Source organism: Robbsia betulipollinis (assembly GCF_026624755.1).
Classification (GTDB): domain Bacteria; phylum Pseudomonadota; class Gammaproteobacteria; order Burkholderiales; family Burkholderiaceae; genus Robbsia; species Robbsia betulipollinis.
The window spans coordinates 46214-71937 of record NZ_JAPMXC010000001.1 but is presented as its reverse complement, the minus strand read 5'-3'; the positions used below and the strand labels follow the sequence as shown (position 1 = coordinate 71937).

Genomic DNA, 25724 nt, shown 5'->3' with positions numbered 1-25724 from the left:
GGCACTCGTTCCCGGAACACCCTTGGACGCACCCCTGTCACCGCCATCGCCCATCCCCGCGCCCCCGTCAGGATGCCCGGGGATGCTGCGCATCGTCGCGGCGCGCGACGGCGGGATCTGCCGCGTCCGGCTGCCGGGCGGCGCGCTGAGCGCCGCGCAGGCACGGGCGATCGCCACCGCCAGCGAGCGCTTCGGCAGCGGCGTGCTGGAACTGACGAACCGGTCGAATCTGCAATTGCGCGGCATCGCCCCCGCGCATTACGCGGCGCTGCCGGCCGCGCTGCGCGCCGCGGGACTGGGCGCGGCCACGCCGGGCGCGGACGAAGTGCGCAACGTCATGCTCAGCCCCGCCGCGGGAATCGACCGCGGCGCCCTGTTCGACACGCGCGCGCTCGGCCGCGCCGTACTGATGCGGCTGGAACAGGCATTCGCCGCGTCCGACGCGGGCGTGCCGTCGCTCTCGCCGAAATTTTCCGTACAGATCGATGGCGGCGAAACGCTGGCGATGGCGGACCATCATCACGATATCTGGCTGAGCGCCCTCGCCCCGGCGGAGACGGCGCAGACTGCGGACCTGGCGCAGACGACGCCCATTTCGGACGAGCCGACCGCCTGGCTGGGCATCGGTCTCGCCGGTTCGCCACCGCTGCGACCGGCCGACGCCGGGGCCCTCGCGGCGGTCAGCGCCGCGCAGGCACCGGCCCTGCTGATCGCGCTGATCGCGCTCTTTCTCGAACGCCGCCGCCCCGGCGAAACCCGGATGCGCCACCTGCTGCTGCGCCACCCCGCCGCGCCGCTCCTCGCCGACGCGCAGGCGCGCGCGGCGGTCACGCTGCGGCGGGGCCCGGCGATCGCCGCGGCGCGCCGCCCCCCGGCCGATGCCACCGCGCGTTTCGGCGCGGTGCCGCAATGCGCCACGCCGGACGATCCGACCGCGGCGCGGCGTCATGTCGGCGCGCAAGCCCCGCTCGGCCGGCTCGACCCCATGCAGTTGCGCGCGCTTGCCGGCCTCGCGGAGCGCCATGGCGACGGCACGCTGCGCCTCACGCCCTGGCAAGGCGTGCTATTGCCGCACGTGGACGGCGCCGCCGAGGCCGTGGCGGCCGTCACCGCCGGACTGCGCGACGCGGGCCTGATCGGCTCGGCCGACGCGCCGCTGGGCGCCCTGCTCGCCTGCGCCGGCGCGCCCGGCTGCGCGAAGGGACATGCCGACACGAAAGCCGACGCGCGGCGTCTGGCGGCCGGCCTGCCGCTGCCGGTCGCAGTCCATCTGAGCGGGTGCGACCGTGGTTGCGCGGCGGGACACACGACGCCCTATACGCTCGTCGCCGTTCCCGGCGAACGCTACGACCTGTACGATGCGCGGGATACCGCCGGGCCGACGCACATGCCGCCCGCCGGCCCGGTGGAGCGCGTTTCCGGGACGACGGTCAGCCCACCCGGCGCCGGCGCTCCCGGCGCTCCCGGCGCTCCTGGCACGCCCGCGCGCGACTTCGGCCGGCGCGTCGCGACCGACCTTACCCTTGACGAAGCCGGGCGACGCATCGCCGCCGCGGCGGTGTCTCCGATTGCCTTCCATTCCACCGCTCATGCTTGATTACATCCGCGACGGCAGCGAAATCTATCGCCGCTCGTTCGCGACGATTCGCGCCGAGGCCCGCCTCGACGGCGTGCCGCCCGACCTGGAAAAACTCGCCGTGCGCGTCATCCACGCCTGCGGCATGGTCGATATCGTCGACGACCTGCGCTTCTCGCCGGGCGCCGGCGTGGCCGGCCGCGCCGCGCTGGCCGCCGGCGCGCCGGTCCTGTGCGACGCGCGCATGGTCGCCGACGGCGTGACCCGCAGCCGGCTGCGCGCGAACAACCGGGTCCTCTGCACGCTGAACGATCCGCGCGTCGTGACGCTCGCCGCGGACCTCGGCAACACCCGCTCCGCGGCCGCGCTCGAACTCTGGCGCGACGATCTCGCCGGCAGTGTCGTCGCCATCGGCAACGCCCCCACCGCGCTCTTTCATCTGCTGCAGATGCTCGACGCCGGCGCCCCGCGTCCGGCGCTGATCCTCGGTTTCCCCGTCGGCTTCATCGGCGCGGCCGAATCCAAGGCCATGCTGGCCGCAGACAGCCGCGGCGTCCCCTTCGTCGCGATCGCGGGCCGCCGCGGCGGCAGCGCGATGGTGGCCGCCGCCGTCAACGCGCTCGCCACGGAGATCGAATAAATGGTGGCCTCCGCGGGACGCCTGCTCGGGCTCGGCGTCGGTCCCGGCGACCCCGAACTGATCACCGTCAAGGCGCTGCGACTGTTGCGCGCCGCGCCGGTGGTCGCCTATTTCGTCGCCCGGGGCAAGACCGGCAACGCGTTCTCGATCATCGAAGCGCACCTCGACGCGGCCCAGCAACGGCTCGCCCTGGTCTATCCGGTGACCACCGAGACACTCGCGCCGCCGTTGTGCTACGAAACGGTCATCGCCGATTTCTACGACGCCGCCGCCGCGCAGGTCGCCGCGCATCTGGACGCGGGCCGCGACGTCGCCGTGATCTGCGAGGGCGACCCGTTCTTCTACGGTTCGTATATGTATCTGCACGACCGGCTCGCCGAGCGCTATGAAGCGGAAGTGGTGCCGGGCGTGTGTTCGATGCTCGGGGGAGCGGCGATGCTGGGCGTGCCGCTGGTGTACCGGAATCAGAGCCTGTCGATTCTCTCGGGCGTGCTGCCCGAGGCGGAACTGGAACGGCGGCTGGCCGACAGCGACGCCGCGGTCATCATGAAACTCGGCCGCAATTTCGAGAAGGTGCGCCGCGTGCTCGACCGGCTCGGCCTGTCGCACCGCGCCCTGTACATCGAGCGGGCGACGATGGCGCGCCAGCGGATCGTGCCCATCGACGCGGTCGATCCGATGTCGTCGCCGTATTTCTCGCTGCTGCTCGTTCCGGGGGAAAAATGGCGCAAATGACGTCTCCTGGCGGCGTGCATCCCATCGGGCCGGGCCAGGCCGGGCCAGGCCCGGAGGCTGCCCCCGTCATCGTCGTGCTGGGTCCCGGCGCACTGGCCACCGCACGGCGCGTGCGCGCCTGCCTGCCCGGTGCGCGCATCCACGGGCTTGCCGGACGCGTCGACGTCGAGACCGGCTTCACGGAACTCGGCCCGCATCTGCGCGCGCTCTATCGCGCGGGCCATCCGATCATCGGTCTGTGCGCGGCCGGCATCCTGATCCGCTGCCTCGCGCAAGCCATCGGCGCACGTCTGGATACGCCCGGTGGCGACGCCGCGGCAAAGACCCGCGAACCGCCGGTGCTCGCGCTGGCCGAGGACGGCAGCGCCGTCGTGCCGCTCCTGGGAGGACTCGCCGGCGTCAACACGCTGGCCCGGCGGATCGCCGCCGCGCTCGACGTCGCCCCCGCCATCACGACCAGCGGCGAGCTGCGCTTCGGCGCCTGCCTGCTCGACCCGCCCGCCGGCTATGCGCTCGCCGACCTGGAGCAGGGCAAGCACTTCGTCTCGGACCTGCTGGCCGGCGAAACGGCGCGCATCGAGGGCAGCGCTCCCTGGCTCGACGAACTTGCCCTGCCGCGCGCGCACGACGCCCGTCTGTCGATCCGGGTGACGACCGCGGCGGCCGATGACGGCAGGCGCGACGTGCTGGTGATCCATCCGCGCGCGGTGGTTGCGGCGGTCGTACCCGACGTGGCCGGTGCCGATGCCGATGTCGATGCCGATGCCGATGCCGATGCCGATGCCGATGCCGACAGGATCGTCGTCTGGGTCCACGCCGCGCTGCGGGCGCAGGGGGTCGCGCCGTCCGCGCTCGCCGCGCTGCTCGCCGACGCCGCGCATATCGGCAACGCGGCGCTCGCCGCCGCGGCGACGCGGCTCGGCGTGCCGTGTCGCTTCGTCGACTGCCCGGCGCGACACGACGTGCCGCGACGTCCCCTGCACCTGCTCGCGGCGGCGGGTCTCGCGCCGAACGGTGCCAGCGCACCGCCCGACACACCCGCCGGCACGCCCACCCACACCCCCGCAGACGCCCGAAACCCATCGGATCGCGCGACACCGGTCGCGGGGGAAGCGGAGCGCGTGGCGCTGCACATCGCCGATGGCCCGATCGCCGCCGAATCCATAGGCCGCCAGCGCGGCACGCTGCGCGTGGTCGGCATCGGTCCCGGCGACAAGGCGCTGCTCGCCCCGGCGGCGCGCGACGCGCTGCGGGACGCGGACGACATCCTCGGCTACACGACCTATGTCGACATGGCCGGCCCCTTCGCGGCGCGCCAGCGCGTGCACGGCACGGACAACCGCGAGGAAATGCAGCGCGCCCGCCATGCGCTGGACCTTGCCGCGAGCGGCCGCGACGTCGTGCTCGTGTCCTCGGGCGACCCCGGCGTCTTCGCGATGGCCGCCGCGGTATTCGAAGCGCTGGAAGCCGACCCGCGCGGCGCATGGTCCGGCGTCGGGCTCGAGATCGTGCCCGGCATCTCGGCGGCCATGGCCGCGGCGGCCCGCGCCGGCGCGCCGCTGGGTCACGACTTCTGCATCCTGTCGCTGTCGGACAATCTGAAACCCTGGCCGGTCATCGAACGCCGCCTGCGCCTCGCCGCCGAGGCGGACCTGGTGATGGCATTCTATAATCCCGTCTCGCGCGCGCGGCCCTGGCAGCTCGACCGCGCGTTCGAGATCGTGCGCGCCGCGCGCGCGCCCGCCACGCCGGTCGTGCTCGGTCGCGACATCGGGCGTCCCGGCGCCACGCTGCGTACCGTGACGCTCGACGCGGTGCACGCCGGGCAGGTCGACATGCGCACCATGGTGATCATCGGTTCGTCCACGACCCGGCGCTTCACGACCGCCGATGGGCGCGAATGGGTCTACACCCCGCGCTGGTACCCCGAACAAGGAGTCTGATTTGGATCGCCGTCGTTTCATCAAAGGTAGCACGCACACATTGGCGGGTTCGCTCGCGAACGCCTGCGCCGGCCCGCTCGGCCTGCCCATGACCGCGCTCCTGGGCACCGGCGTCGCGCGGGCGGCGGACGCCCCCAACGCGTCGACCCCGGCGTCCGCTCCGTCACGCCGCGAAATCGTCCGGGTACTCGCGCAGGGCGCGCCGAATTCGCTGGACCCGCATGGCGACAGTTTCAACCGCGAATCGATCGGCGCGTTCACGAACGTCTACGACCGGCTGCTGCAGTTCGACCGCACGGTGATTCCGGGCCACGCCTACCATTACGATTACCGTCACATGAAGGGCGAACTCGCGACCGCGTTCGAACCGCTCGACAACGGTCGCGCCTGGCGTTTCCATCTGCGGCGCGACGCGCGCTTTCATAGCGGCGCGCTCGTCACCGCCAATGCCGTGAAATGGTCGCTGGACCGCGCGGTCGCCCTGCCGGCGTCGAAACGGCAGCTCGCATCCGGTTCGCTGACGGACCCGGCCCAGTTCGTCGTCGAGGACCCGTTCACGCTGCGCATCGATCTGCCGCGTCCGGACCGCTACGCGTTGCCGAATCTCGCCCTGAGCTACACATCGATCCTCGACGCGGACGTCATTCGCGCGCACGCCGGTGCCGACGATCCCTGGGGCACCGCCTGGCTGCGCAGCAACGCCGCCGGCGGCGGGGCCTATCGCGTCGCAGACTGGCAAAGCGGTCAGCGGGTCGACTATGTGCGCAACGACGCCTGGCGCAGCGGCGCGCTGCCCTTCATGCGCCGCGCGATCGTCCAGGCGGTGCCCGAGGCGGCGAACCGCAGCGCCGCGCTGGCCCGGGGCGACGCCGACATCGCGCTGCAACTCGCCCCCCGCGACTTCGACGCCGCCGGCAAGCTGCCCGGCGTGACGACGCTGTCGATTCCGCTCACCAACACGTTCCGTTTCATCGCCTTCAACACGCAGATCAAACCCTTCGACGACGTGCGCGTTCGCCAGGCGATCGCCTTCGCGCTGCCTTACGAGGATCTGTTCGGCGGCGTGGCGCGCGGGCACGGCACGCGGCTCTTCGGCGCGGCACCCGGCAGCCCGCCCGCGCCGCGCTGGCCGCAGCCCTATCCGTATGCGACCCGCCCGGACCAGGCGCGCGCGTTGCTCAGGGAAGCCGGCCTGCCGAACGGTTTCAAGACCACGCTGACGTACAACGCGACCGATTCGGATATCGCCGAACCGGCCGCGCTCCTGGTACAGCAAGCGCTCAAGGCGGTCGGCATCGACATCACGATCGAGAAAGCGCCGGGCGCCCAATGGGGCGCGCTGCAGACCGAGAAACGCCTGCCTTTCTTCATCGACTGGTCCTCCGCCTGGCTCAATGACCCGGACTATTTCTATCGCATCTTCTTCGAGGGCGACTGGCGCTGGAACTTCGCGTCGTTCAGCGACCCGGCTCTCGTCAGGCTGACCGACGCGGCGCGCTGGGAAACCGATCCCGCGCGCTACGACGCGCTGATGCGGCAGGCAGCCGCGCTGGTGATCCGTGCCGCCCCGCTCCTGCCGCTGTGGTTGCCGTCGTTCGACATCGCGATGCGCAGCGACCTGCGCGGCTTCACCTATTACATCCATGCCCAGGTCGATTTTCGCCCCCTGCAGCGGGCCTGAGCGCGGCAAGGGCCGGCGCGCGTATCCGGCAACGACGCGCGGGCCCGCGCGGATGCCCGCGCCGCCCGTGAAACGGTGCCCGTGAAGCAGCGCCCGACACTGCCCGCAGTGCTGCTGCGCCGCGTGCTGGGCGCGCTGCCGGTGGTCGCCGGCGCGGCGGTCTTCACCTTCTTCCTGGCGCGGCTGCTGCCCGGCGACCCGGTGGCGCATCTCGCCTCGGGCCTCGGCGCGACACCGGAAGGCCTCGCCGCGCTGCGTCATCGCCTGGGCCTCGACCTCAGCCTGCCACGGCAATTCTGGCGTTATCTGCGGGCGCTGCTACAGGGCGACTGGGGCCACTCGTTCATGACCGGAGACGCCGTGCGCGACGACCTGCGCACGCGTTTGCCCGCGAGCCTCGAACTGACCGTCTGCGGTTTCGCGGTCAGCCTGTGCGCCGGGCTGGCGCTGGGCGTGGCCGCGGCGCTGCGCCCCGGCCGCTGGCCGGATCATCTCTGCCGGATGGTGGCCAGCGTCGGCGGCAGCCTGCCGAGCTTCTTCATCGCGCTGCTGCTGATCCACGTCTGCTACTTTCGTCTCGGCTGGGCGCCGGAACCCACCGGGCGCCTCGATCCGCTGCTGCTCGCGCCCCCGGCGCGCACCGGCTTCCTGCTGATCGACGCCGCGCTGGCCGGCGACGCCGTCGCCTGGACCGACGCCGCGCGCCATCTGCTGCTGCCCGCCGGCACGATGGCGCTGTTCGGGGTCGCACCGATCGCGCGGATCGCCCGCTCCGCGCTGCTGGAGGCGCTCGGCGGCGACGCGGTGCGCACCGCGCGCAGCCTCGGCCTGCCGGCGCATGTAGTGCTGCGCGACTACGCGCTGGCACAGGCCGCACCGGCCATCGTCACCACGCTCGGCATGGTGTTCTCCTATCTGCTCGGCGCCAACGTCGCGGTCGAAAAAGTGTTCGCCTGGCCGGGCATCGGCAGTTACGCGCTCGATGCGCTCGCCGCGTCGGACTACGCGCCGCTGCAGGGCTTCATCCTCTGCGTGGCGCTCGTTTTCGTCATCCTCAACCTGCTGGTCGATCTGCTGGTCGCCTGGCTCGACCCGCGCGCGCGGCGGTCCCCGTGAACGGGCCGCACCGTGCCGGGCGGGAAGCCGCACCGTCTCCGCCGGTCCCGCCACGCTCGCCACGTCGTCGGCGGCACCGCTGGCCCGCCTGGGCGGCCATGGCCCTGCTGGGCGCGCTCGCCGTGCTCGGCCCTGTCGTCGTCGCCACGCTCGGTCTGAACCCCGATCGACCGGACATCCTGCACGCGCTCGCCCCGCCCTCCGCCCGCCACTGGTTCGGTACCGACCTGATCGGCCGCGACCTGTTCGCCCGCGTGGTGATCGCCTCGCGCCTGGATCTCGCGATGGCCTTCGCGGCCGTGATCCTGTCCGCGTGCGTCGGCGGCGCGCTCGGCGCGGGCGGCGCCCTGCTCGGCGGCGCGCCGGAGCGGCTGCTGCAACGCACGATCGACGTCGCGATGGCGTTTCCGCTGTTCGTCGTCGCACTGGCCCTGGCCGCCGTCTTCGGCAATTCGGTCGGCAGCGTCGTGCTCGCGACCGCGCTCATCAACCTGCCGTTCTACGTCCGGCTCGCGGGGGCCGAGGTGGGCGTGCGATTGCACGCGCCCTATGTCGGCGCCGCGCGTCTGGCGGGCTGGAGCGACGCGCGCATCCTCGCGCGCGTGCTGCTGCCGAACGTGTTGCCGTCCTTGATCGTGCAGATGAGCGTGAACCTTGGCTGGGCGATGTTGAACGGCGCCGGCCTTTCCTTCGTCGGCCTGGGCATCCGCCCGCCCACCGCGGAATGGGGCGTGCTGGTCGGCGAGGGGGCCCGCTTCATGATGACCGGGCAATGGTGGCTGGCGACGTTCCCGGGTCTGGCGTTGTGTTCGGCAGTCTTCGCGCTGACCCTCGCCGGCGACCGGCTGCGCGACCATTTCGATCCGAGGCGGCGATGAGCGAACCGGTACTGCGTGTCGCGCATCTATCGCTGGCGCGGATCGGGCCGCGGGAGCGCGTGGGGACGCGCGCATGGGGCGGCGTGCGGGAGAGCGTGCGGAGAGCCGTGCTCGGCGCCGTGCGAGGCGGCATGGGCGAGCAGGCGGCGCAAGCGCTCGTCGACGACCTGTCGTTCGACATCGCGCCGGGCGAGTGCCTGGGCTTGATCGGCGCGAGCGGTTCGGGCAAGACCCTCACCGGCCTCGCGATCGCCGGGGTGCTCCCGGACGGCGTCCATCGACGGCGCGGCACCGTCGACATCGCCCCCGGCACGGCCCACGGCGCGGCGGACCGGCGCGCCCCGGGAGCGGCAGGCACGCACCCTGCCGCGATGATCTTCCAGGATCCACGCGCCGCCCTCTCGCCGGTGCGCCGCGTCGGCGCGCAACTCGACGACGTGCTGCGCGCGGCCGGCATGCCGCGCGGCGAACGGCGCGCGGCCGCGCTGGCCCTGCTCGTCGAAGTGGGCCTGGACGCTCCGGCGGATTGCCTCGACCGGTACACGTTCGAACTCTCGGGCGGAATGTGCCAGCGTGTCCTGATCGCCCTGGCGCTCGCACGCCGCCCGCGGCTGCTGATCGCCGACGAGCCCACGACCGGGCTCGACACGCGCACGCAGGCGCGCGTGCTCGACCTCCTCCGGCACGTCGCGACGACCCGCGCGATGAGCACGCTGCTGATCACGCACGACCTGGCCGTCGCGTGTCATGCCTGCACGCGCATCGCCGTGCTGCACGCCGGCCGGATCGTCGAGATCCAGGCCGCCGGCCGGTTTCTGGCCGATGCCGTCCATCCCTGCTCGCGGGCGCTGATCGCCGCGATGCCGCGAACCGCATGCGATGTCGCGGCGCTGGGGACGGGTGCGCCGACCGTCGCACCCGTCGTACCCGTCGTACCCGTCGTACCCGTCGCACCCGTCGTACCCGTCGTACCCGTCGTACCCAACGCATTCACCGCCGCGCCGGCTTCCACGCCCACCGCCATTCCAGTTCTCGCGCGCGTCCCGCAAACCGTCTGCTCCCCGGCCGCCCCGGTGCTCTCGGTGCGCGGCGTCACGACAGGCGCCGGTCGCGGCAAGCCGATACTGGAGGACATCGGTTTCGACATCGCGCCGGGCGAGGCGCTTGGCATCGTGGGAAGATCGGGATGCGGAAAATCCACGCTGGCACACGTGCTCGCCCGCGTCACCGCCATCGACGCCGGCAGCATCGTCTTCGAGGGCATCGACATCGCGGCCGTCAGTCCGCGCCGCGCGGCCGGCGCACGATGGCGCGGCGCGCTGCAACTCGTCTTCCAGGATGTGCGGGCCAGCCTCGACCCGCTGAGCCGCGTGCGCGACGCGATCGCCGCGCCCTGGCGCGGCGCGCGAGCCGGGAGCGGGGCCGACGACGCACTCGGGAGAGGCAGTCGCCCGCCGTCCCTGGACGACGCCATCGCGACGCTCGCCGCCAAGGTGGCCCTGCCGCTCATGCTACTCGATCGACGGCCCCATCAACTGTCGGGCGGCGAAGCGACCCGCGTCGGCCTCGCCCGTGCGCTGGCGAGCCGCCCCCGCCTGCTGATCCTCGACGAGCCCACCGCGTCGCTCGACATGACGACCCAGGCGTCGATCGTGCGCACCATCGACGCGCTGCGCCGCGCGCATGGCATGGCGCTGGTGTTCATCTCGCACGATCTCGAACTCGTGCGGCTGCTCTGCGATCGCGTGCTGGTGATGGACGCCGGGCGGATCGTCGAGGCGGGCGACTGCGCCACCGTCTTTCGCGCGCCGGCGCACCCGGTCACCCAAGGGTTGCTCGATGCGCGGCTGCGCGTGGGCGATGAAGGCCCCGGTTGACGAAGCGGCGCGCCGCGGCCGTATGCGGCTTTACCAGAGCGACTTGCCGCTCGACATGCACTCCGCGCCCCACTGCGCGGCCAGGGCGGCGCATCCGTTCAACGCAATGCGCCGGGTCTCGAAATCGACCAGCACGATGCGCGCAAAACCCTTCGGCGCGGGCGGCCGCTCGGCGGTACGCCCATCGCTCAGTACTACCAGAATATCGTGCATGCAGGCATTGCGCCGTCCGCTTGGCCTGCGCGCGTCGCGCAGGCGCACCAATGTCGCCAGCCCGAGAGCGAGCGGGGTGCCGCCCCCACCGCCGATCGGTTCGAGCCAATGTGCGTTCCAGCCGTTGTCCCACTCCTGCCGACCGTCGTCCGGCCCATGACCCGACGCACGACCCGACGCACGACCCGGCCCATTACCTGGCCCATTACTCGGCCCATTACTCGGCCCATTACCCGGCGCATCCTTGCGCCCCGGACCTGGCGCACGTTCCGGCGCAATTTCCCGATTCCGCCCCCTGTGGTCCGGCAGCGGCCCCGGCCCGAAATGCACCTCCGCCCGCCCTCCACCAAAGCTCACGAGCGCGACGTGCGCACCGGCGTGTCGCAGGGACGGCGACACACCTGTCAGCCAGCCTTTCGCCTGCGCCAACGCGCCGCTGCCCACCATCGACGCCGAGCAGTCGAGCAAAAAGAAACAACGCCGCAGGGCGGGCAGACGCGGTTCACGCCAGCGCAAATGCCGTCGCCCCAGCGGCGCGCGCTTCTTTTCCAGCAAGGTGGACAACCAATCGATCTGGCGCAAGGACGATTCCTGACGGGCGTTCCCGGGCAAGGACCGGCCCTGCGCGGCGTGTTGTCGCGCGGCACCGCGAGGCGGCCGCCGTGCGACGGGCGCCGGCAAGGCGTCCGTCGCACGGCGGCTCAGGCTTTTTTTGCGGGCAGCGGCCTCGTCTGCTTGACGCGCGCGCCGCGCACCGGCGTCGGTGCGACATAGCCCCAGTCCTTGCCGTCGTCGTCATCCGCCACGCCGCGCGACGGGACGTCGCCCGCCCCCCCGCCGCCTGCAATGTCGACGTCATGGGTGTCGTCGGTGTCGTCGCTCGTGCCCCGGTCCGTCGCGCCGGCCCCGCTTTCGGTCCCGCCCTCGGTCCCGCCTTCGGTCATATTGCCGGTGCCATCGTCCGTCCCCGCTTCCACGGCAGACGCCCCGCGCCGATGCCACAGCACGAATTCCGCGACGCGGTCCACGTGCGCGGGCGTCACGGCGTCGGCCTCCTCGAACACCGCGAGCGCCCGCGCCGCCTTGAGCATCACCAGATCGGCACGCATCCCGTCGACGCCTGCCGCGATGCACAGGCGGCTGACGTGGGCGTGCACCGTATCGTCGAAGCCCAGGCGCGCAAGGCCTCGCCGCGCCCGCGCGAGACGCTCCGCCAGCGCGCGCTGCGCATCGGCATGCGCGGCGCAGAATCCCGCCGCGTCGGCGTCGTACGCGAGCCGCGTCCTGACGATCTGCTGACGCAGCAGCGGATCGGTGCAGTTCTCCAGCGCGACCGCGAGACCGAAGCGATCGCTCAATTGCGGACGCAGCGCCCCTTCCTCCGGGTTCATCGTGCCCACCAGCACGAAACGCGCGGCATGGCGGTGCGAAACGCCCTCGCGCTCCACCGTGTTGATGCCGCTCGACGCGACGTCGAGCAGCGGATCCACGAGATGGTCGGCCAGCAGATTCACTTCATCGACATACAGCACGCCGCCATGCGCGCGAGCCAGCAGGCCCGGCGCGAAGCGCACGCTGGCCTCGCGCAACACCGCCTCCAGATCGAGCGTGCCGATCAATTGCGCCTCGCTGGCGCCCAGCGGCACATTCACGAAACGTCCCTCGGGCAGCAGGTCGGCAAGCGCGCGGGCGCTCGTCGACTTCGCCGTGCCGCGTGGCCCACTGATCAGCACGCCGCCGATGCCCGGGTCCACCGCGACGAGTTGCAGCGCCAGTTGCAGGCGCGCCTGCGCGACCAGCGCGGTGAAGGGAAACGCCGGCATCCCCGCGATGCTCGCGCCGTTCACGCGCTCGCCCGTGAAAGATCCCGGCAAAGGCCCCGTTTCGTGCGTCATGAAAGCTGTTCCAAACGTTGTTCGGCGTCGAGCAGATGCGCGCGCACCTGGTCGTGGTAGGCGCCGGGATGTTCCCAAAGACCGCGCTGCATCGCCTCCAGCAACCGCTCGCAGATCGCGTGCAGCGCCTGCGGATTATCGCGTGCGAGAAACGCGCGCGTGGCAGGATCGTTCAGGTAGGCGTCGGTCACCAGCGCGTATTGATGATCGCTCACGACGCGGGCGGTGGCGTCGTATCCGAACAGGCAATCGACGGTGTCGGCCAGTTCCGCCGCGCCCTTGTAGCCATGGCGCTTGACGCCGTCGAGCCACTTCGGGTTGACGGCGCGGGACCGGATCACACGGGAGATTTCCTCGCCCAGCGTGCGGATGCGCGGCGCGTCGGCCTGACTGTGGTCGCCGAGATAGACCACCGGTTGCTGCCCGGACAAATGCCGAACCGCCGCCGTCATGCCCCCCTGGAACTGGTGGTAATCGCTCGAATCGAGCACATCGTGCTCGCGGTTGTCCTGGTTCTGCAGCACCACGTCCAATGCCGTCAGACGCTCGCCGAACACCGCCCCGGCCTCGGCGCCGTCGTGCGTCAGCGAATAGGCATAGCCGCCGGCGGCCTGGTACGCGTCGCTCAGATCGGCGTCGTCCTGCCAGTGGCCGCCCTCGATCACCGATTGCAGCCCGGCGCCATAGCTGCCCGGCCGGGAGCCGAAAACCCGCCAGCCCGCACGCTCCCGGGCGACTTCCGGCGCAACGCCGCGGGCCACCCAGGCGTCGCGCTCGCGCATCACGCGCGCGCGGATCGGGTTCTCGTCCTCGGGTTCGTCGAGTTCGGCCACCGCCTGCACCGCCGCGTCGAAGAGATGCATGACATTGGCGAAGGCATCGCGAAAAAATCCGGAAACCCGCAACGTGACGTCGATCCGCGGCCGGTTGAAGATGGCGATCGGCAGGATCTCGAAATCGCTCACGCGGTGGCTGCCCGCGGCCCAGCGCGGGCGCACGCCGATCAACGCGAAGGCCTGCGCGATATCGTCGCCGCCGGTGCGCATCGTCGCGGTGCCCCAGACAGAGAGGCCGATCGCGCGGGGAAAATCGCCATGCTCCTGCAAGTGCCGCTCGACCAGTTGGTTCGCCGACTTCAGACCGAGCGCCCACGCCGATTGCGTCGGAATCGCCCGGGTATCGACGGAATAGAAGTTGCGCCCGGTGGGCAGTACGTCGGGCCGGCCGCGCGAGGGCGCGCCGCTGGGTCCGGGCGGCACGAAGCAGCCGGCCAGACCCCGTGCCAGCTGATGCATTTCCTGCGGGCCGCAGGCGTCGAGCCGGGGCGCGAGCTGCGAGGCGATGCGCGCCAGTACCCGGCCGGTGAGCGGCATGGTGGCCAGCGCCCGATCGAGCGGATGCGCGGCATCGCCCCGACCCATGGCGTCGCCCGGGATCCCGCCGCCGTCTTCAAGTCCGCCCATGCGTTCCAGCAAGGCCAGCGCCAGCAATTCCAGCCGCTCGCGCGTATCGCCATGATGCCGCCAGGGCGCATCCGTGCATCCCATCAGCAGCGCGGGCCGCGCACCTTGCCATGTCCGCGCGGGGTCGCCCTGCACGGCGTCGAAATCGTCGCCCAGGGCCAGATCCTGCGCCAGCGCGGCGAGCAGCCCCGCGCGCACGCCCTTGCCGTCGCCCACCGGAAAGCGGCTCAGCGCCAGCAGCGTGTCGCGGCGCTGCACGCCCGCGGGCGAGACCCCGAAGGTATGCAGGCCGTCGCGGATCTGCGCCTCCTTCAACTCGCACAGGTAGGCGTCCGCGCGGTTCAACAACGCGTCTTCGGCGTCGGGATCGGTCGGCGGCGCGAGTCCGAGCTCCTGGTGCAGACGATGCGCGACGATGGTCGCGAGAATCGTGCGGCGCAGCAGCCTGGCGCGGCGCGGATCGACCAGCAGCGCGTCGTAATATTCATCGACCTGGCGTTCGAGGTCCTGCAAGGGCCCATAGCTTTCCGCGCGCGTGAGCGGCGGCATCAGGTGGTCGATGATCACCGCCTGCGCGCGCCGTTTCGCCTGACTACCCTCGCCCGGGTCGTTGACGATGAACGGGTACAGATGCGGCATCGGACCCAGCGTCAGGTCCGGCCAGCAGCTCGCGCCCAGCGCCACGCTCTTGCCCGGCAGCCATTCGAGATTGCCGTGCTTGCCGACATGCACCACCGCGTCGACGGCGAAGGTCTGCCGCAGCCACAGATAGAAGGCCAGATAGGCATGCGGCGGCACGAGCTGCGCATCGTGATAGCTCGCGTAGTCTCCCGCCCCGCGGCTGCGCGAGGGCTGGATGCCGACGAACACCCGGCCGAAGCGCCAGCCCGCGATCATGAAGCGGCCATCGCGCACCGTCGGGTCGTCCTCGGGTTCGCCCCATTGCGTCGCGAGCGCTGCCCGCACCGCATCGGGCAATGCCACGAGTGCCTGCCGGTAGTCCGCCATCGACAGGCTCTGGAACGCCGGGCGGGCGTCACGCGTCGTCGGATCGTTGGTGACGCCGCGCGTCAGGTAGGCCATCAGCGCCGCGCCATCCGCCGGCGGCGCGTCGACGCGATACCCCTGCGCGGCCAGCATCGCCAGAATGCCGGCCACCGACGCCGGTGTATCGAGCCCGACGCCATTGCCGATCCGGCCTTCGCCGAGCGGGTAATTGGCCATCACCAGCGCAAGCCGTTTGCGCGCGTTCGGCAACGTGCGCAGGCGGCACCAGCGTTGGCTCAATTCCGCGACGAAGGCGATGCGTTCGTGATCGGCCTGGTAGCGCACCACGTCGACCTGCGTCAGCGGGCAGTGATACGCGAGGCCCTTGAAACTGACGGCGCGCGTGATGATGCGCCCGTCCACTTCCGGCAGCGCGATATGCATGGCGACGTCGCGCGCGCGCAGTCCCTGTTCGTCGCGCATCCAGTCGTCGCGGTTCGCGCCGCTGAGGATGAGTTGCAGCACCGGCGCGTCGCCGGCGAGCGCGTCGGCATCGGCCAGTCCAGGTCTCCGCCCCGACGACGCGTCCCATGACGCATCCGCCGAACGATCCGGCGGCGGACCCAGCGGATCGGCCCGGCCGTCGCGCGCGATGGCGGCCGCGGCGAACGCGGTGGTATTCAGCACCAGCGACACCCGTTGCCGTTCGCACAGCCAGCGCACGCCCGCCACGCTTGCCGGGTCCTTGAGCGAGGTCACCGCGACCGGCAGCGGATTCAGCCCGACCCGTTCGAGCGCCGCGGCGATCGCGTCGAACACGTCCGTATTGCCCGATTGCAGATGGGCGCGGTAGAACAGGATCGCCACCGTGGGGACGCCCGGACGCCAGCGTGCCACCCAAGGGGCGACGGACAGGTGACGGCACCCCGCGCCGTTGCAGCCCTGGCCGTTGCACGCCTTGCCGTTGCACGCCTTGCCGTTGCACGCCTTGCCGTTGCATGCCTTGCCGTTGCATGCCTTGCCGCATCCGCCCTCCTCGCCATCGCCGCAGGGGGCGAGTGCCGCCGCATGGGCCGGAGGCGGCAGAATCGACAGCGGCGGGAGGACTTCGGGCAGGCCCGGTTCGTGGCCCCAGCCCAGTCCGCGATAGGCGAGGCAGCGCAGGAAGGCATCGGCGTTGCGCGGCCCCCCTTCGCGCAGATAGCGCCACAATTGGTGGCACAGCGCCGGGTCGGCCGTGCTTTTCGCGGTGAGTGCCGGATCGTCCTGCAGATCCCCGGAAAACATCACCAGCAATTGCCCGCGCCGGGCCGCGAGATCGGTGACCCGCTCGATCCCGTACGGCCAGTACGCCTCGCCGCCCAGATGGTCGACGACGACCACCTCCGCGTGGCGCAGCACATCCTCTTCGTAGAAATCGACCGACGCCGGCTGGCGCAGGAAGGCGAGGTTCGCCAGCCGCAGTGTCGGCCATGCCGGCCCGAGACGCGCCTGCGCGGCCGCCAGCAGCGACAGCGTCGTGTCCGCCGAACTGAGCACGACGATGCGTGCGGGCGTCTGATCGATCCGCACGACGCCCTCGCTGTCATCGACGAAGCCGCCGGGCGTGGTGCGCAACAGATGCATGCGTCAGCGCCCCGTCGCGATGCGACGCGCGCGCGCGCCGGCACGCACGGCGGCCGCGTCGCGCCGGCCATGGCATCGTCGGCGGATAGGCGGATTTCCGCGCCCGCTGCCCCGGCCCTTCATGCGGCGGCCGCTGCCGCGAGCGCCGCATCGAACGCCTGCTGCAGGCGCGCGACGTCGAGATCCTCGCCGATCAGCACGAAATGGCTCGTCGGCCGCGCGGGGTTGGCCGTGCGCTCCGCCAGTTCGTCGGCCTGCCAGCGGCGGTCGAAATAGCTGTCGAAGCGTTTGCCGACGCCCTGCACCACGAGCCGCATCGGCGCGGCGGGCAGCGCCGCGAAACCCTTCACGCGGTAGATGGTATGGGCCTCCACCAGCGCGTGCAGCGCCGCGAGCAGCGGCGCGCGCGCGCGCACCGTCGCGCTGACCACCACCGAGTCGAAATCGTCGTGGTGGTGATCGGGATCGTCCGCCGAACCGTGATGGTCTTCGCGCAGATGGATCGTCGCCTCGGACGCCGATCCGAGCCCAAGCAGGGCGTGCAGGTCGATGCGTCCAAGGCTCGCGGGCACGATCTTGACCTGCGCCGGAATCTCGCCGCGGATCAGTGTCTCCACTGCCTCCCGCTGCCCGGGCACGAGCAGATCGGTCTTGTTGAGGATCACCAGGTCCGCCGAAGCGAGCTGGTCCTCGAACAGTTCGTGCAGCGGCGATTCGTGGTCGAGATTCGGATCGGCGCGGCGTTGCGCGTCGACCGCAGTGGGGTTCGCGGCGAACTGCCCGCTCGCCGCGGCCGGGCCGTCCACCACCGTGATCACCGCATCGACGGTAAAACTGTTCTTGATCGCCGGCCAGTTGAACGCCTGCACCAGCGGCTTGGGCAAGGCGAGACCGGACGTCTCGATCAGCACATGGTCGATCTCCTCGCGGCGCTCGACCAACGCCTCCATCACCGGAAAGAATTCCTCCTGCACGGTGCAGCAGAGGCAGCCGTTCGCCAGCTCGTACAGCTGGCCGCGCCGCTCGATGATCTCGACGCCGTCGTCGTTGCCGGTCTCGACCTCGCAGCCGATACCGCAGCCTTTCAGAATCTCGCCGTCGATGCCCAGCTCGCCGAATTCATTGACGATCACGGCGATCCGCAAGCCTTGCGCGTGCGCGAGGATGTGGCGCAGCAAGGTCGTCTTGCCACTGCCGAGAAAGCCGGTCACGACGGTGACGGGGATCTTGCGGGTCTGCGCGGGGGTTTGCAAAATGACGCTCCTGGCACGGGCCTGGCGTACCGTCCGGGTGCTTCCTCGCCCGCGGCGCGGCCTGTCGCCCGCCTCGGTCCCACTGCCTGTGCGGAGAACGCAGAGCGGACCGGCACGGACACCGCGCGCAGCTGTCCCGAGGATGAAGGAGACGGGAAAACAGGAAGCCGGGAAGCCGGAACGACGCCAGACGAAAATCAATCGAATTCGAAACGAACGACGCGCACCGCATCCCTGCGGTGCGCGTGCCAGTCTAGGCGCGCGTGACGATCACGTCAAGACGGCCGGATGCGGCCCGATCCAAGCATCTCGTGGCACCATCGCGTGCCGACAGCCTCGACACCCTGCGGCACGCGATGTGCTATCGTCGTTCCCCCGGAGACGCCAGATTGACCCTTTACACCATCGGCCTGGGATGCCGTCGCGGCGTCGGCAGCGCGGCGATCGACGCGGCGGTCCGGTTCGCGCTGGGCGCCACGTGGTCGGCCCGCCTGCTGCCCGATGCCGGCGATCACCGTCCTTTTGCCGGCGGTCCCGCCGCCGTCGACACGCACGCTTCCGGCACCGGAACCGCCACCTGGAACACGGGCGTGCTCGTGCAGGTGGCGACGCTCGACGCGAAGGCGACGGAATCCGGCCTGCTGGACTACTGCGCGCGCCATCGGCTGGCGCTGCGGCATTTCCCGCAGGAAGCGCTGGCCGCGTTGGCGGCGCACGCCCCGGACGTCTCGCGCCCCTCGGACGCCGTACGCGCGCGGTTCGGCATCGACGGCGTCTGCGAACTCGCCGCGCTGTGCGCGTCGCCGCGGGGCGTGCTGCTCGTGCGCAAGACGTCGCGGCACGGCGTTTCGGTCGCCCTGTCCGGCCCGGCGGCAACCGGCCCCGTTTGGGAAGATGCCAGCACCTTTACTGACGATCGATGATGAAAACAGACCCCGACGCACACCAGCGGATGACCCAACGGCGCAAGGAAGGCTTCGACAGGAAGCAGGCTGCCGCGCACCAGGAAAAAGGCCTGTTGATCGTCAACACCGGCACCGGCAAGGGCAAGACCACGGCCGCATTCGGCATGGCCGTACGCGTGCTCGGCCATGGCATGCGCCTGGGCGTCGTACAATTCATCAAGGGCGCGCTCTACACCTCGGAGCGCGATTTCCTGGGAGCGTTTCCGGGCTGCGATTTCGTCACGATGGGCGACGGTTATACCTGGAACACGCAGGACCGCGCCGCCGACATCGCCACCGCGCGCCGGGGCTGGGACGCCGCGCGCCGCATGATCGAAAGCGGGGACTATCAGATGGTCGTGCTCGACGAATTGAACACCGTGCTGAAATACGACTACCTGCCGCTCGACGAAGTGCTCGCCGTGCTGAACGCCCGCCCGCCCATGCTGCATGTCGTGGTCACGGGCCGCCATGCGGCCGAACCGATGATCGCGGCCGCCGACCTCGCCACCGAAATGCGCGTGATCAAACACCCGTATCGCGAGCAGGGCATCAAGGCGCAGCGCGGCGTCGAATACTGACCGTGCGCTCCGCCATCCTCTCCTGCCCGGCGCTTTTCATCAGCGCCCCGGCCTCGCACCAAGGCAAGACCACGGTGACCGCGGCGCTCGCCCGCCATCATCGGCGGCAGGGCCGGCGCGTGCGCGTGTTCAAGACCGGGCCGGATTTTCTCGACCCGATGATCCTGGCACGCGCCGCCGGCTCTCCTGTGTACTCGCTGCACCTGTGGATGGTCGGCGAGGACGGCTGCCGGCAACTGCTCGCGCGCGCGGCCGCCGAGGCCGATCTGATCCTGATCGAAGGCGTGATGGGCCTGTTCGACGGCAAGCCGAGCGGCGCCGATCTCGCCACCCGCTTCGGCGTGCCGGTGCTCGCGGTCATCGACGCGCAGGCCATGGCGCAGACGTTCGGGGCGCTTGCCTTCGGCCTCGCGCACTTCCAGCCGGACCTGCCGTTTCATGGCGTGTTCGCGAACCGTGTGGGCACGCAAGGGCATGCCGACACGCTGGCCGCGGCACTGCCGCCGACGCTGCGCTGGTGCGGGCACATGCCGACGGCAGCCGACATCACGCTCCCCGACCGGCATCTCGGACTTACGCAGGCCGACGAAATCGACGATCTGGACGCGCGCCTGGACCGTGCAGCCGATGCGATCGGCCGCACGCCGCTGGCCGAACTCCCCCCCCCCGTGGATTTCCGCGCGGCGATGGAATCCGACGCCGGAGTGGACGCGGCGCCCTCGACCGCGCCGACACCAACGCCGACACCGACACCGACACCAACGCCGACACCGACACCGGCGCCAACAGCAACGGCAAACGCCGCCGCCCATGCGCCGAACGTCGCGCGACGCGGCCTGCTCGACGGCCGGCACATCGCGGTCGCGCGCGATGCCGCGTTTTCCTTCATCTATCCCGCGAATCTCGACCTGCTGGTCGAACTGGGCGCGCGGCTCAGCTACTTCTCGCCGCTGCGCGACGAGCCGGTGCCCGCCGGCGCGCATGCCCTGTTTTTGCCCGGCGGCTATCCGGAACTGCATCTGCCGCGGCTGACGGCGAATGTCCGTACCCGGGATGCCGTTCGGGCGCACGCCGCCGCCGGCCGGCCCATCGTCGCCGAATGCGGCGGCATGCTCTATTTGCTGGATCGCCTGCGCGACGCGCAGGGCGTGGACTGGCCCATGCTGGGGCTGCTGCCGGGCGATGCGGCGATGCAGCCGCGCCTGGTCAGCCTTGGCATGCACCGGTTGCACACCGCCCACGGCGAAGTGACGGGCCACACGTTTCATTATTCGCGCATGACCAGCCCGCTCACTGCCTCGCACACCACGCGGCATGCCGTCCGCGATACGCCGGGCGAGGCCGTCTACCGCGTCGGGCCGATCGTCGCGAGTTATTTCCATGCATACTGGTCGTCGAACCCCGCTGCTGCCGCCGCACTTTTCAACGGAACCGCGTTATGAGCGAAACCAACCAGGCGGTGATCGCCGCCGTCGCCGCCAGCCGGGAAATCCATTCGCTGGCGGATACCGTCGCGCGGGCCGGCGCGCGGGACCCCGTCGGCTCGCCCTGTACGAACGTATGCCGCCTCGACGTCGAAACCCGCAGCCATTGCATCGGTTGCTACCGTAGCCGCGCCGAGATCAAGGGCTGGAAAACGATGGACGACGCCGCGAAGCGTGCGATCCTCGCCACGCTGCTGACGCGCCAGGACGCCCATCCTGCCTGAAAGAGGCGGATCCGGAATGTATTTTGCATGCCCCGCGAGAACTTCGCTTCCCTGAAAGGAACAGAAAGCACGCGACAGCGACGCCCGCTATGCATCGCCCTACAGTTTCACGGGATCCCGCCGTTATCGCGTGTTGACGAGCATGGAATGAACAGCTCAGCTTCGCGGCACTCTCCCGTTTCACGAGGCGATGCCGACAGACCCACCCGAAAAGATCACTGAACGTCTCAGCCATGGCCAATCTCCACGCATCGCTTCATCGCTGGCTTCACCGCCGCGTTCCCGGCGCCCTGTTTGCCGTCGCCGGCTTGCTGTCCCTCTCGGGCCCACCCGCGCGGGCGGCGCTGGGCGGCGGTCCCACCACGGTGACGCAGGATCGGCAAGTTCTCGGCGGCTCGGCCGTGGTCGCTACGACACTGTCCGTGAAACAGGCGACGGCGGCCACGACGACGGCGGCCAGCACGACAGCCGTGGCCGCGGCGGGATATACCGTCACGACCATCACGACCGATGCCGGCACCACCGTCAACGAATACGCCACCACCGCCGGCGTGGTGTTCGCGATCGCCTGGTCCGGGCCGCAGATTCCCGACCTGCGGCAGTTGCTGGGCGACTATTTTTCGACCTATGCGAGCGCCAACGCGGCGCAGGCCGCCTCCAGCCCCGGCAGCCGCGGCCCCGCCCGCGTCGACATGGACGATCTCGTGGTGCACTCGGGCGGCCGCATGCGCAGCTTCCAGGGTTCGGCCTATCTGAAGAGCCAGCTTCCCGCCGGCTTCAATGTCGACGACATCCGCTGACCGGAGCCGCACGTGAAACTACGACCCTATCTTGTCGCCGCCCTCGCGGCGCTCTCGCTCGCCGCATGCGGCGGCGGCAGCAGCAGCAGCTCCAGCACATCCAGCGGCAATTCGAGCACGTCGTCGGGTTCCACGACAACGACGGCCGCCGCGAGCAACGTGGCGACCATCACGGTGGGCACGCCGGTCAGCGGGCGGCGTCCCAACCTGCCCTATGTCAGCGTCACCATCTGCGTGCCCGGCACGACCACCTGTCAGACCATCGACGACGTCATCGTCGATACCGGCTCGGTCGGGCTACGCCTGCTCGCTTCGGCGGTAACCCTGTCGTTGCCGGCGGTCACCACGTCGTCGGGCCAGACGCTGGGCGAGTGCGTGCAGTTCGCCAACAGCTACAGCTGGGGGGCGGTGCGCTCGGCCAGCTACACGATCGGCGGCGAGACCACCACCAGTTCCACACCGGTACACATCATCGGCGATACCACCGTGCCCACGATGCCCACGCAATGCTCGGCGAACGGCGGCACGGCACAGAACACCATTTCCACGTTCGGTGCCAATGGCCTTCTGGGCATAGGCCAGTTTCAGCAGGACTGCGGGTCCGGCTGCACCATCCTCGCCAACGGGAACTTCTACTACGCCTGCACCGGCAGCACCTGCACGGCGATCACGCTGCCGCTCGCCAGCCAGCTGCAACACCCGGCAACCCTGTTCTCCACCGACAACAACGGTACCGTCGTGGTGATGCCGAGCGTCGCGGCCAGTGGCGCGGCCAGCGCAAGCGGACAGTTGATCTTCGGCATCGGCACCGAATCGAACAATGCAATCGGTTCGGCCACCGTGATCAACAGCGATGCGTCCGGCAACTTTACCGCGACCTACGACGGCCTCACGCGCGCCAGTTCCTTCATCGACAGCGGTTCGAACGGCCTGTTCTTCAACGACGCCAACGACACGTCGCTTACCGCGTGCTCCACCACCAGCGGCGCGTACGGCTTTTATTGCCCGAGCGCGACCATCAACAAGACCGTCACCCTGGTCGGCAACGCGAACACCACGCAGACGACCAGCGTGGCCTTGACGATCAATTCCGCGACGACCCTCCTCGCGGGCGGCTCCAGTACCAACAATGCGCTTCCCGGACTGGCCGGCAAGGGCAATTCGCTGAGCTTCGACTTCGGCCTGCCGTTCTTCTATGGGCGCAGCGTCTACACGGGCATCCAGAACGTTTCGACGCCGGCCGGTACCGGCCCCTTCGTCGCGTTCTGAGCGCGCAGCGCGCACATGGCGTGGAGGCTGCTCGCGCAGCCTCCTTTCCGGTTCCCGGGCACGGAACCTTTCATTTCCCCTCGTTTGCGATTGAAACGCAATCTCATCATGATTTAAAATTCGCCGGCGGCATGACGCCATCCCGGCATTCTCCGCGCCTTCACCGTCGCGCATGGCACAAACGAATTTGAATTCTTCCCCGTCTCCCGCCGTTTCAGCCATCGAACGCAGCGCGAAGCGCGCCACCCGCAGCCGTTTTCTCAAGTGGCTGCGCAAGGTACACGGTTGGGTGGGCCTGTGGGGGGCGGTCCTTGGCCTGCTTTTCGGGGTTACCGGATTCCTGGAAAATCATCGTGCCGTGCTGCGCATCGGCACGCCCGGCCCGGTGAAGACGCAGGTCGAGTTGCCGGTGCCCGCACCGCAGCCGCGCGACCCGCGCGCCCTCGCGGCGTGGCTCGGCAAAACCCTGCAACTCGATGCGGCGCATGCACGCGTCACGCGCGAGCCCGCGCAGCCGGTCGACTGGGGCGGACAGGCGGTGATGCAGCCGGAGCATTGGCAGATCCGTTTCACCACGCCGCGCCACAGCGTCACCGCCGATTACTGGAAGAACGCCAACACCGTTCGCGTGGCGCGCAGCGACCATGGCTGGCTGACGGTCATGCAGAACCTGCATCGCAGCAACGGCGTGGGCGTCGGCTGGGTCCTGCTGGCCGACTCGATCGCCGGCTCCCTCGTGTTGCTGTCGATCACCGGCGTCATTCTCTGGACCGAATTGAACCGGCGGCGCACCGTGGGTTTCGGCATTTTCGCCGCATCGCTCATCACGCTGGTGGTGGTGGCCGGACGATCGCTATAAGCCGTCCGTCGTTGAACGGCCTGCCCCCGCCGCGATCTTTCTCCCACCCGCTTCGGTAGCCTCCCACCGAAAAGCGTGGCAAGATGTATGCGCTGTCAAACAATGGGGTCATCCCCCTTCCTGCCCTGACCGGACAAGGCCGTCAAACCGCGTCCATCACCGGACCGACGTTCATGCCCGATGCAGTAGCGGCGCCGCTTTCCGGTTCGCCCGCGCCACGCGACAGTCTGCCGCCGGCGAACCGTAAAGCGATGGGCGCCCTGATGATGGGCCTGGCGCTCGCCACGCTCGATACCGCGATCGCCAATACCGCCCTGCCCGCGATCGCCGCCAGTCTGCACACGACGCCCGCCGCATCGGTCTGGATCATCAACGCCTACCAGTTGGCGATGGTGGCCACCCTTCTCCCCTTCGCCGCGCTGGGCGACCGTCTCGGACACAAACGCGTTTTCGTTGCGGGTCTGAGTCTGTTCGTGCTCGCCTCGCTGCTCTGCGCCGTGTCGCCCACCCTGCTCGCGCTGACGATCGCACGCATTCTGCAGGGTCTGGGCGCAAGCGCCGTGATGAGCGTCAATCTCGCGTTGATCCGCTTTCTGTACCCGCCCCACAGGCTGGGACGCGGTGTCGGATTGAATGCGCTGGTGGCCGGCGTCTCGATGGCGACCGGACCCACGGTGGCGTCGCTGCTGCTCTCGGTCGCGCCCTGGCCCTGGCTGTTCGCCGTCAACATCCCCTTCGGCGTGGCCGCGATCGTCTTCGCGATCCCGAATCTGCCGGTGGCGCCCCGCCGCGACCACCATTTCGACGGCATCGCCGCGCTCCTCAATGGCGCCGCCTTCGCCGCGCTCGTATTCGGTTTCGTGGAAGCCGCGCAACGCGCGCCCTGGCCCGTGCCCACGGCGGCGATCGGCACGGCCGCCCTGCTGATCGTCGTGCTGATGCGCCGCGAGGCGGGTCATCCCGCGCCGATGCTGCCGGTCGACCTGTTCCGGCGGCCGATGTTCGCGTTATCGACGATCACCGCCCTGTGCTCATTCTGTGCACAGGGGCTCGCCTTCGTCGCGCTGCCGTTTTATTTCGAGACGGTGCTGGGACGCGGGCAGATCGAAACCGGCTTCCTGATGACGCCATGGCCCCTGTTCGTCGCGATCATCGCGCCGGTGGCGGGGCGCCTGTCCGACCGCTATCCGCCGGGCCTGCTGGGCGGCGTCGGTCTGGGCGTCCTGAGCGCGGGCATGGCTTCGCTGGTGCTGATGCCGGCGCACCCGAACGTGCTCGACATCTGCGTGCGCATGGCGCTCTGCGGCATGGGTTTCGGTTTCTTCCAGTCGCCCAATCTGAAGGCCTTCATGACGAGCGCGCCACCCGAACGCAGCGGCGGCGCAAGCGGCGTCATCGGCACCGCGCGCCTGCTCGGCCAGGCCTCGGGCGCGGCGCTGGTGGCGCTGAGCTTCGGCCTGTCGGGCCATCATGGCCCGCTTCTCGCGCTGGTGTGGGGGGCGGTGTTCGCGGGCGTCGGCTGCGTGGCGAGCGGACTGCGGCTGATGACGCCGGTGGGCGATCCCCGCAAGGCGCCGCCCGGCGGCAAGCGTATCTAGATCGACGTCGTCCGATCCGGCGCCGCACGAAATAATTCGCTCAAGCAATGGTCGGTAAGGCCGTTAAGCGCAGGGAGAGAGG

General features: G+C 70.4%; 20 protein-coding genes. 16 read left to right on the top strand and 4 right to left on the bottom strand.

The window, feature by feature from the left end; translation table 11 throughout:
• Positions 1–22: 22 nt before the first annotated feature.
• The 8 genes from cobG (at position 23) to OVY01_RS00335 (ending at position 10446) form a co-directional block, all read left to right on the top strand.
• Positions 23–1597 carry a precorrin-3B synthase gene (gene cobG / locus OVY01_RS00370; protein WP_267844840.1) on the top strand — a complete coding sequence of 525 codons (1575 nt, stop codon included), beginning with the start codon at positions 23–25 and terminating at the stop codon, positions 1595–1597.
• The gene (locus OVY01_RS00365; RefSeq protein ID WP_267844839.1) at positions 1590–2216 is read left to right on the top strand and encodes a precorrin-8X methylmutase; all 627 of its coding nucleotides are present in this window, start codon (positions 1590–1592) and stop codon (positions 2214–2216) included. Before cobG ends, OVY01_RS00365 begins: the two co-directional genes overlap by 8 nt.
• Positions 2217–2951: a precorrin-2 C(20)-methyltransferase gene (locus OVY01_RS00360; protein WP_267844838.1), complete on the top strand. Its 735-nt coding sequence runs from the start codon at positions 2217–2219 to the stop codon at positions 2949–2951. It abuts the gene before it with no gap.
• Entirely contained in the window at positions 2948–4894 is a 1947-nt protein-coding gene (gene cobJ, locus OVY01_RS00355; protein WP_267844837.1) for a precorrin-3B C(17)-methyltransferase, read from the top strand. The genes OVY01_RS00360 and cobJ overlap by 4 nt, the downstream gene beginning before the upstream one ends.
• 1 nt (position 4895) lies before the next feature.
• On the top strand, positions 4896–6575 hold the full coding sequence (locus OVY01_RS00350) for an ABC transporter substrate-binding protein (protein ID WP_267844836.1): 1680 nt from the start codon (positions 4896–4898) through the stop codon (positions 6573–6575).
• Between the two features lie 81 nt (positions 6576–6656).
• Positions 6657–7691, top strand: a complete 1035-nt coding sequence (locus tag OVY01_RS00345; protein WP_267844835.1) for an ABC transporter permease — start codon at positions 6657–6659, stop codon at positions 7689–7691.
• Positions 7692–7789: 98 nt separating this feature from the next.
• The gene (locus OVY01_RS00340; RefSeq protein WP_267844834.1) at positions 7790–8569 is read left to right on the top strand and encodes an ABC transporter permease; all 780 of its coding nucleotides are present in this window, start codon (positions 7790–7792) and stop codon (positions 8567–8569) included.
• The gene (locus OVY01_RS00335) at positions 8566–10446 is read left to right on the top strand and encodes an ABC transporter ATP-binding protein (RefSeq protein ID WP_267844833.1); all 1881 of its coding nucleotides are present in this window, start codon (positions 8566–8568) and stop codon (positions 10444–10446) included. Before OVY01_RS00340 ends, OVY01_RS00335 begins: the two co-directional genes overlap by 4 nt.
• Positions 10447–10476: 30 nt before the next feature.
• On the opposite strand, the gene OVY01_RS00330 is transcribed toward OVY01_RS00335, so the two are convergent.
• The 4 genes from OVY01_RS00330 to cobW all read right to left on the bottom strand — a co-directional run bounded on the left by OVY01_RS00330 (position 10477) and on the right by cobW (position 17883).
• The gene (locus tag OVY01_RS00330) at positions 10477–11241 is read right to left on the bottom strand and encodes a vWA domain-containing protein (RefSeq protein WP_267844832.1); all 765 of its coding nucleotides are present in this window, start codon (positions 11239–11241) and stop codon (positions 10477–10479) included.
• 119 nt (positions 11242–11360) lie between these two features.
• Complete coding sequence (locus tag OVY01_RS00325; RefSeq protein WP_267847618.1) at positions 11361–12482, bottom strand: magnesium chelatase ATPase subunit I; 1122 nt, start codon at positions 12480–12482, stop codon at positions 11361–11363.
• 68 nt (positions 12483–12550) lie between these two features.
• Positions 12551–16630: a cobaltochelatase subunit CobN gene (gene cobN, locus OVY01_RS00320; protein WP_267844831.1), complete on the bottom strand. Its 4080-nt coding sequence runs from the start codon at positions 16628–16630 to the stop codon at positions 12551–12553.
• A 119-nt stretch (positions 16631–16749) separates the two neighbouring features.
• The gene (cobW, locus tag OVY01_RS00315) at positions 16750–17883 is read right to left on the bottom strand and encodes a cobalamin biosynthesis protein CobW (RefSeq protein WP_267844830.1); all 1134 of its coding nucleotides are present in this window, start codon (positions 17881–17883) and stop codon (positions 16750–16752) included.
• A gap of 389 nt (positions 17884–18272) precedes the next feature.
• Here cobW and OVY01_RS00310 point away from each other — a divergent pair, with 389 nt between their 5' ends.
• The 8 genes from OVY01_RS00310 (at position 18273) to OVY01_RS00275 (ending at position 25642) form a co-directional block, all read left to right on the top strand.
• On the top strand, positions 18273–18806 hold the full coding sequence (locus OVY01_RS00310) for a cobalamin biosynthesis protein (RefSeq protein WP_267844829.1): 534 nt from the start codon (positions 18273–18275) through the stop codon (positions 18804–18806).
• Positions 18806–19408, top strand: a complete 603-nt coding sequence (cobO, locus tag OVY01_RS00305) for a cob(I)yrinic acid a,c-diamide adenosyltransferase (RefSeq protein ID WP_267847617.1) — start codon at positions 18806–18808, stop codon at positions 19406–19408. The genes OVY01_RS00310 and cobO overlap by 1 nt, the downstream gene beginning before the upstream one ends.
• 14 nt (positions 19409–19422) lie before the next feature.
• A complete protein-coding gene (locus OVY01_RS00300) occupies positions 19423–20850 on the top strand; it encodes a cobyrinic acid a,c-diamide synthase CobB (RefSeq protein WP_267847616.1) in 1428 nt (475 codons plus the stop codon).
• Positions 20847–21116, top strand: coding sequence for a DUF1289 domain-containing protein (locus tag OVY01_RS00295; RefSeq protein ID WP_267844828.1), 270 nt, complete (start codon positions 20847–20849; stop codon positions 21114–21116). The genes OVY01_RS00300 and OVY01_RS00295 overlap by 4 nt, the downstream gene beginning before the upstream one ends.
• Positions 21117–21349: 233 nt before the next feature.
• Complete coding sequence (locus tag OVY01_RS00290) at positions 21350–21916, top strand: DUF2844 domain-containing protein (RefSeq protein WP_267844827.1); 567 nt, start codon at positions 21350–21352, stop codon at positions 21914–21916.
• A gap of 12 nt (positions 21917–21928) precedes the next feature.
• On the top strand, positions 21929–23185 hold the full coding sequence (locus tag OVY01_RS00285; protein ID WP_267844826.1) for a DUF3443 family protein: 1257 nt from the start codon (positions 21929–21931) through the stop codon (positions 23183–23185).
• Positions 23186–23357: 172 nt separating this feature from the next.
• Entirely contained in the window at positions 23358–24044 is a 687-nt protein-coding gene (locus tag OVY01_RS00280) for a PepSY-associated TM helix domain-containing protein (RefSeq protein WP_267844825.1), read from the top strand.
• 173 nt (positions 24045–24217) lie between these two features.
• On the top strand, positions 24218–25642 hold the full coding sequence (locus OVY01_RS00275) for an MFS transporter (RefSeq protein WP_267844824.1): 1425 nt from the start codon (positions 24218–24220) through the stop codon (positions 25640–25642).
• Positions 25643–25724 lie beyond the last annotated feature (82 nt).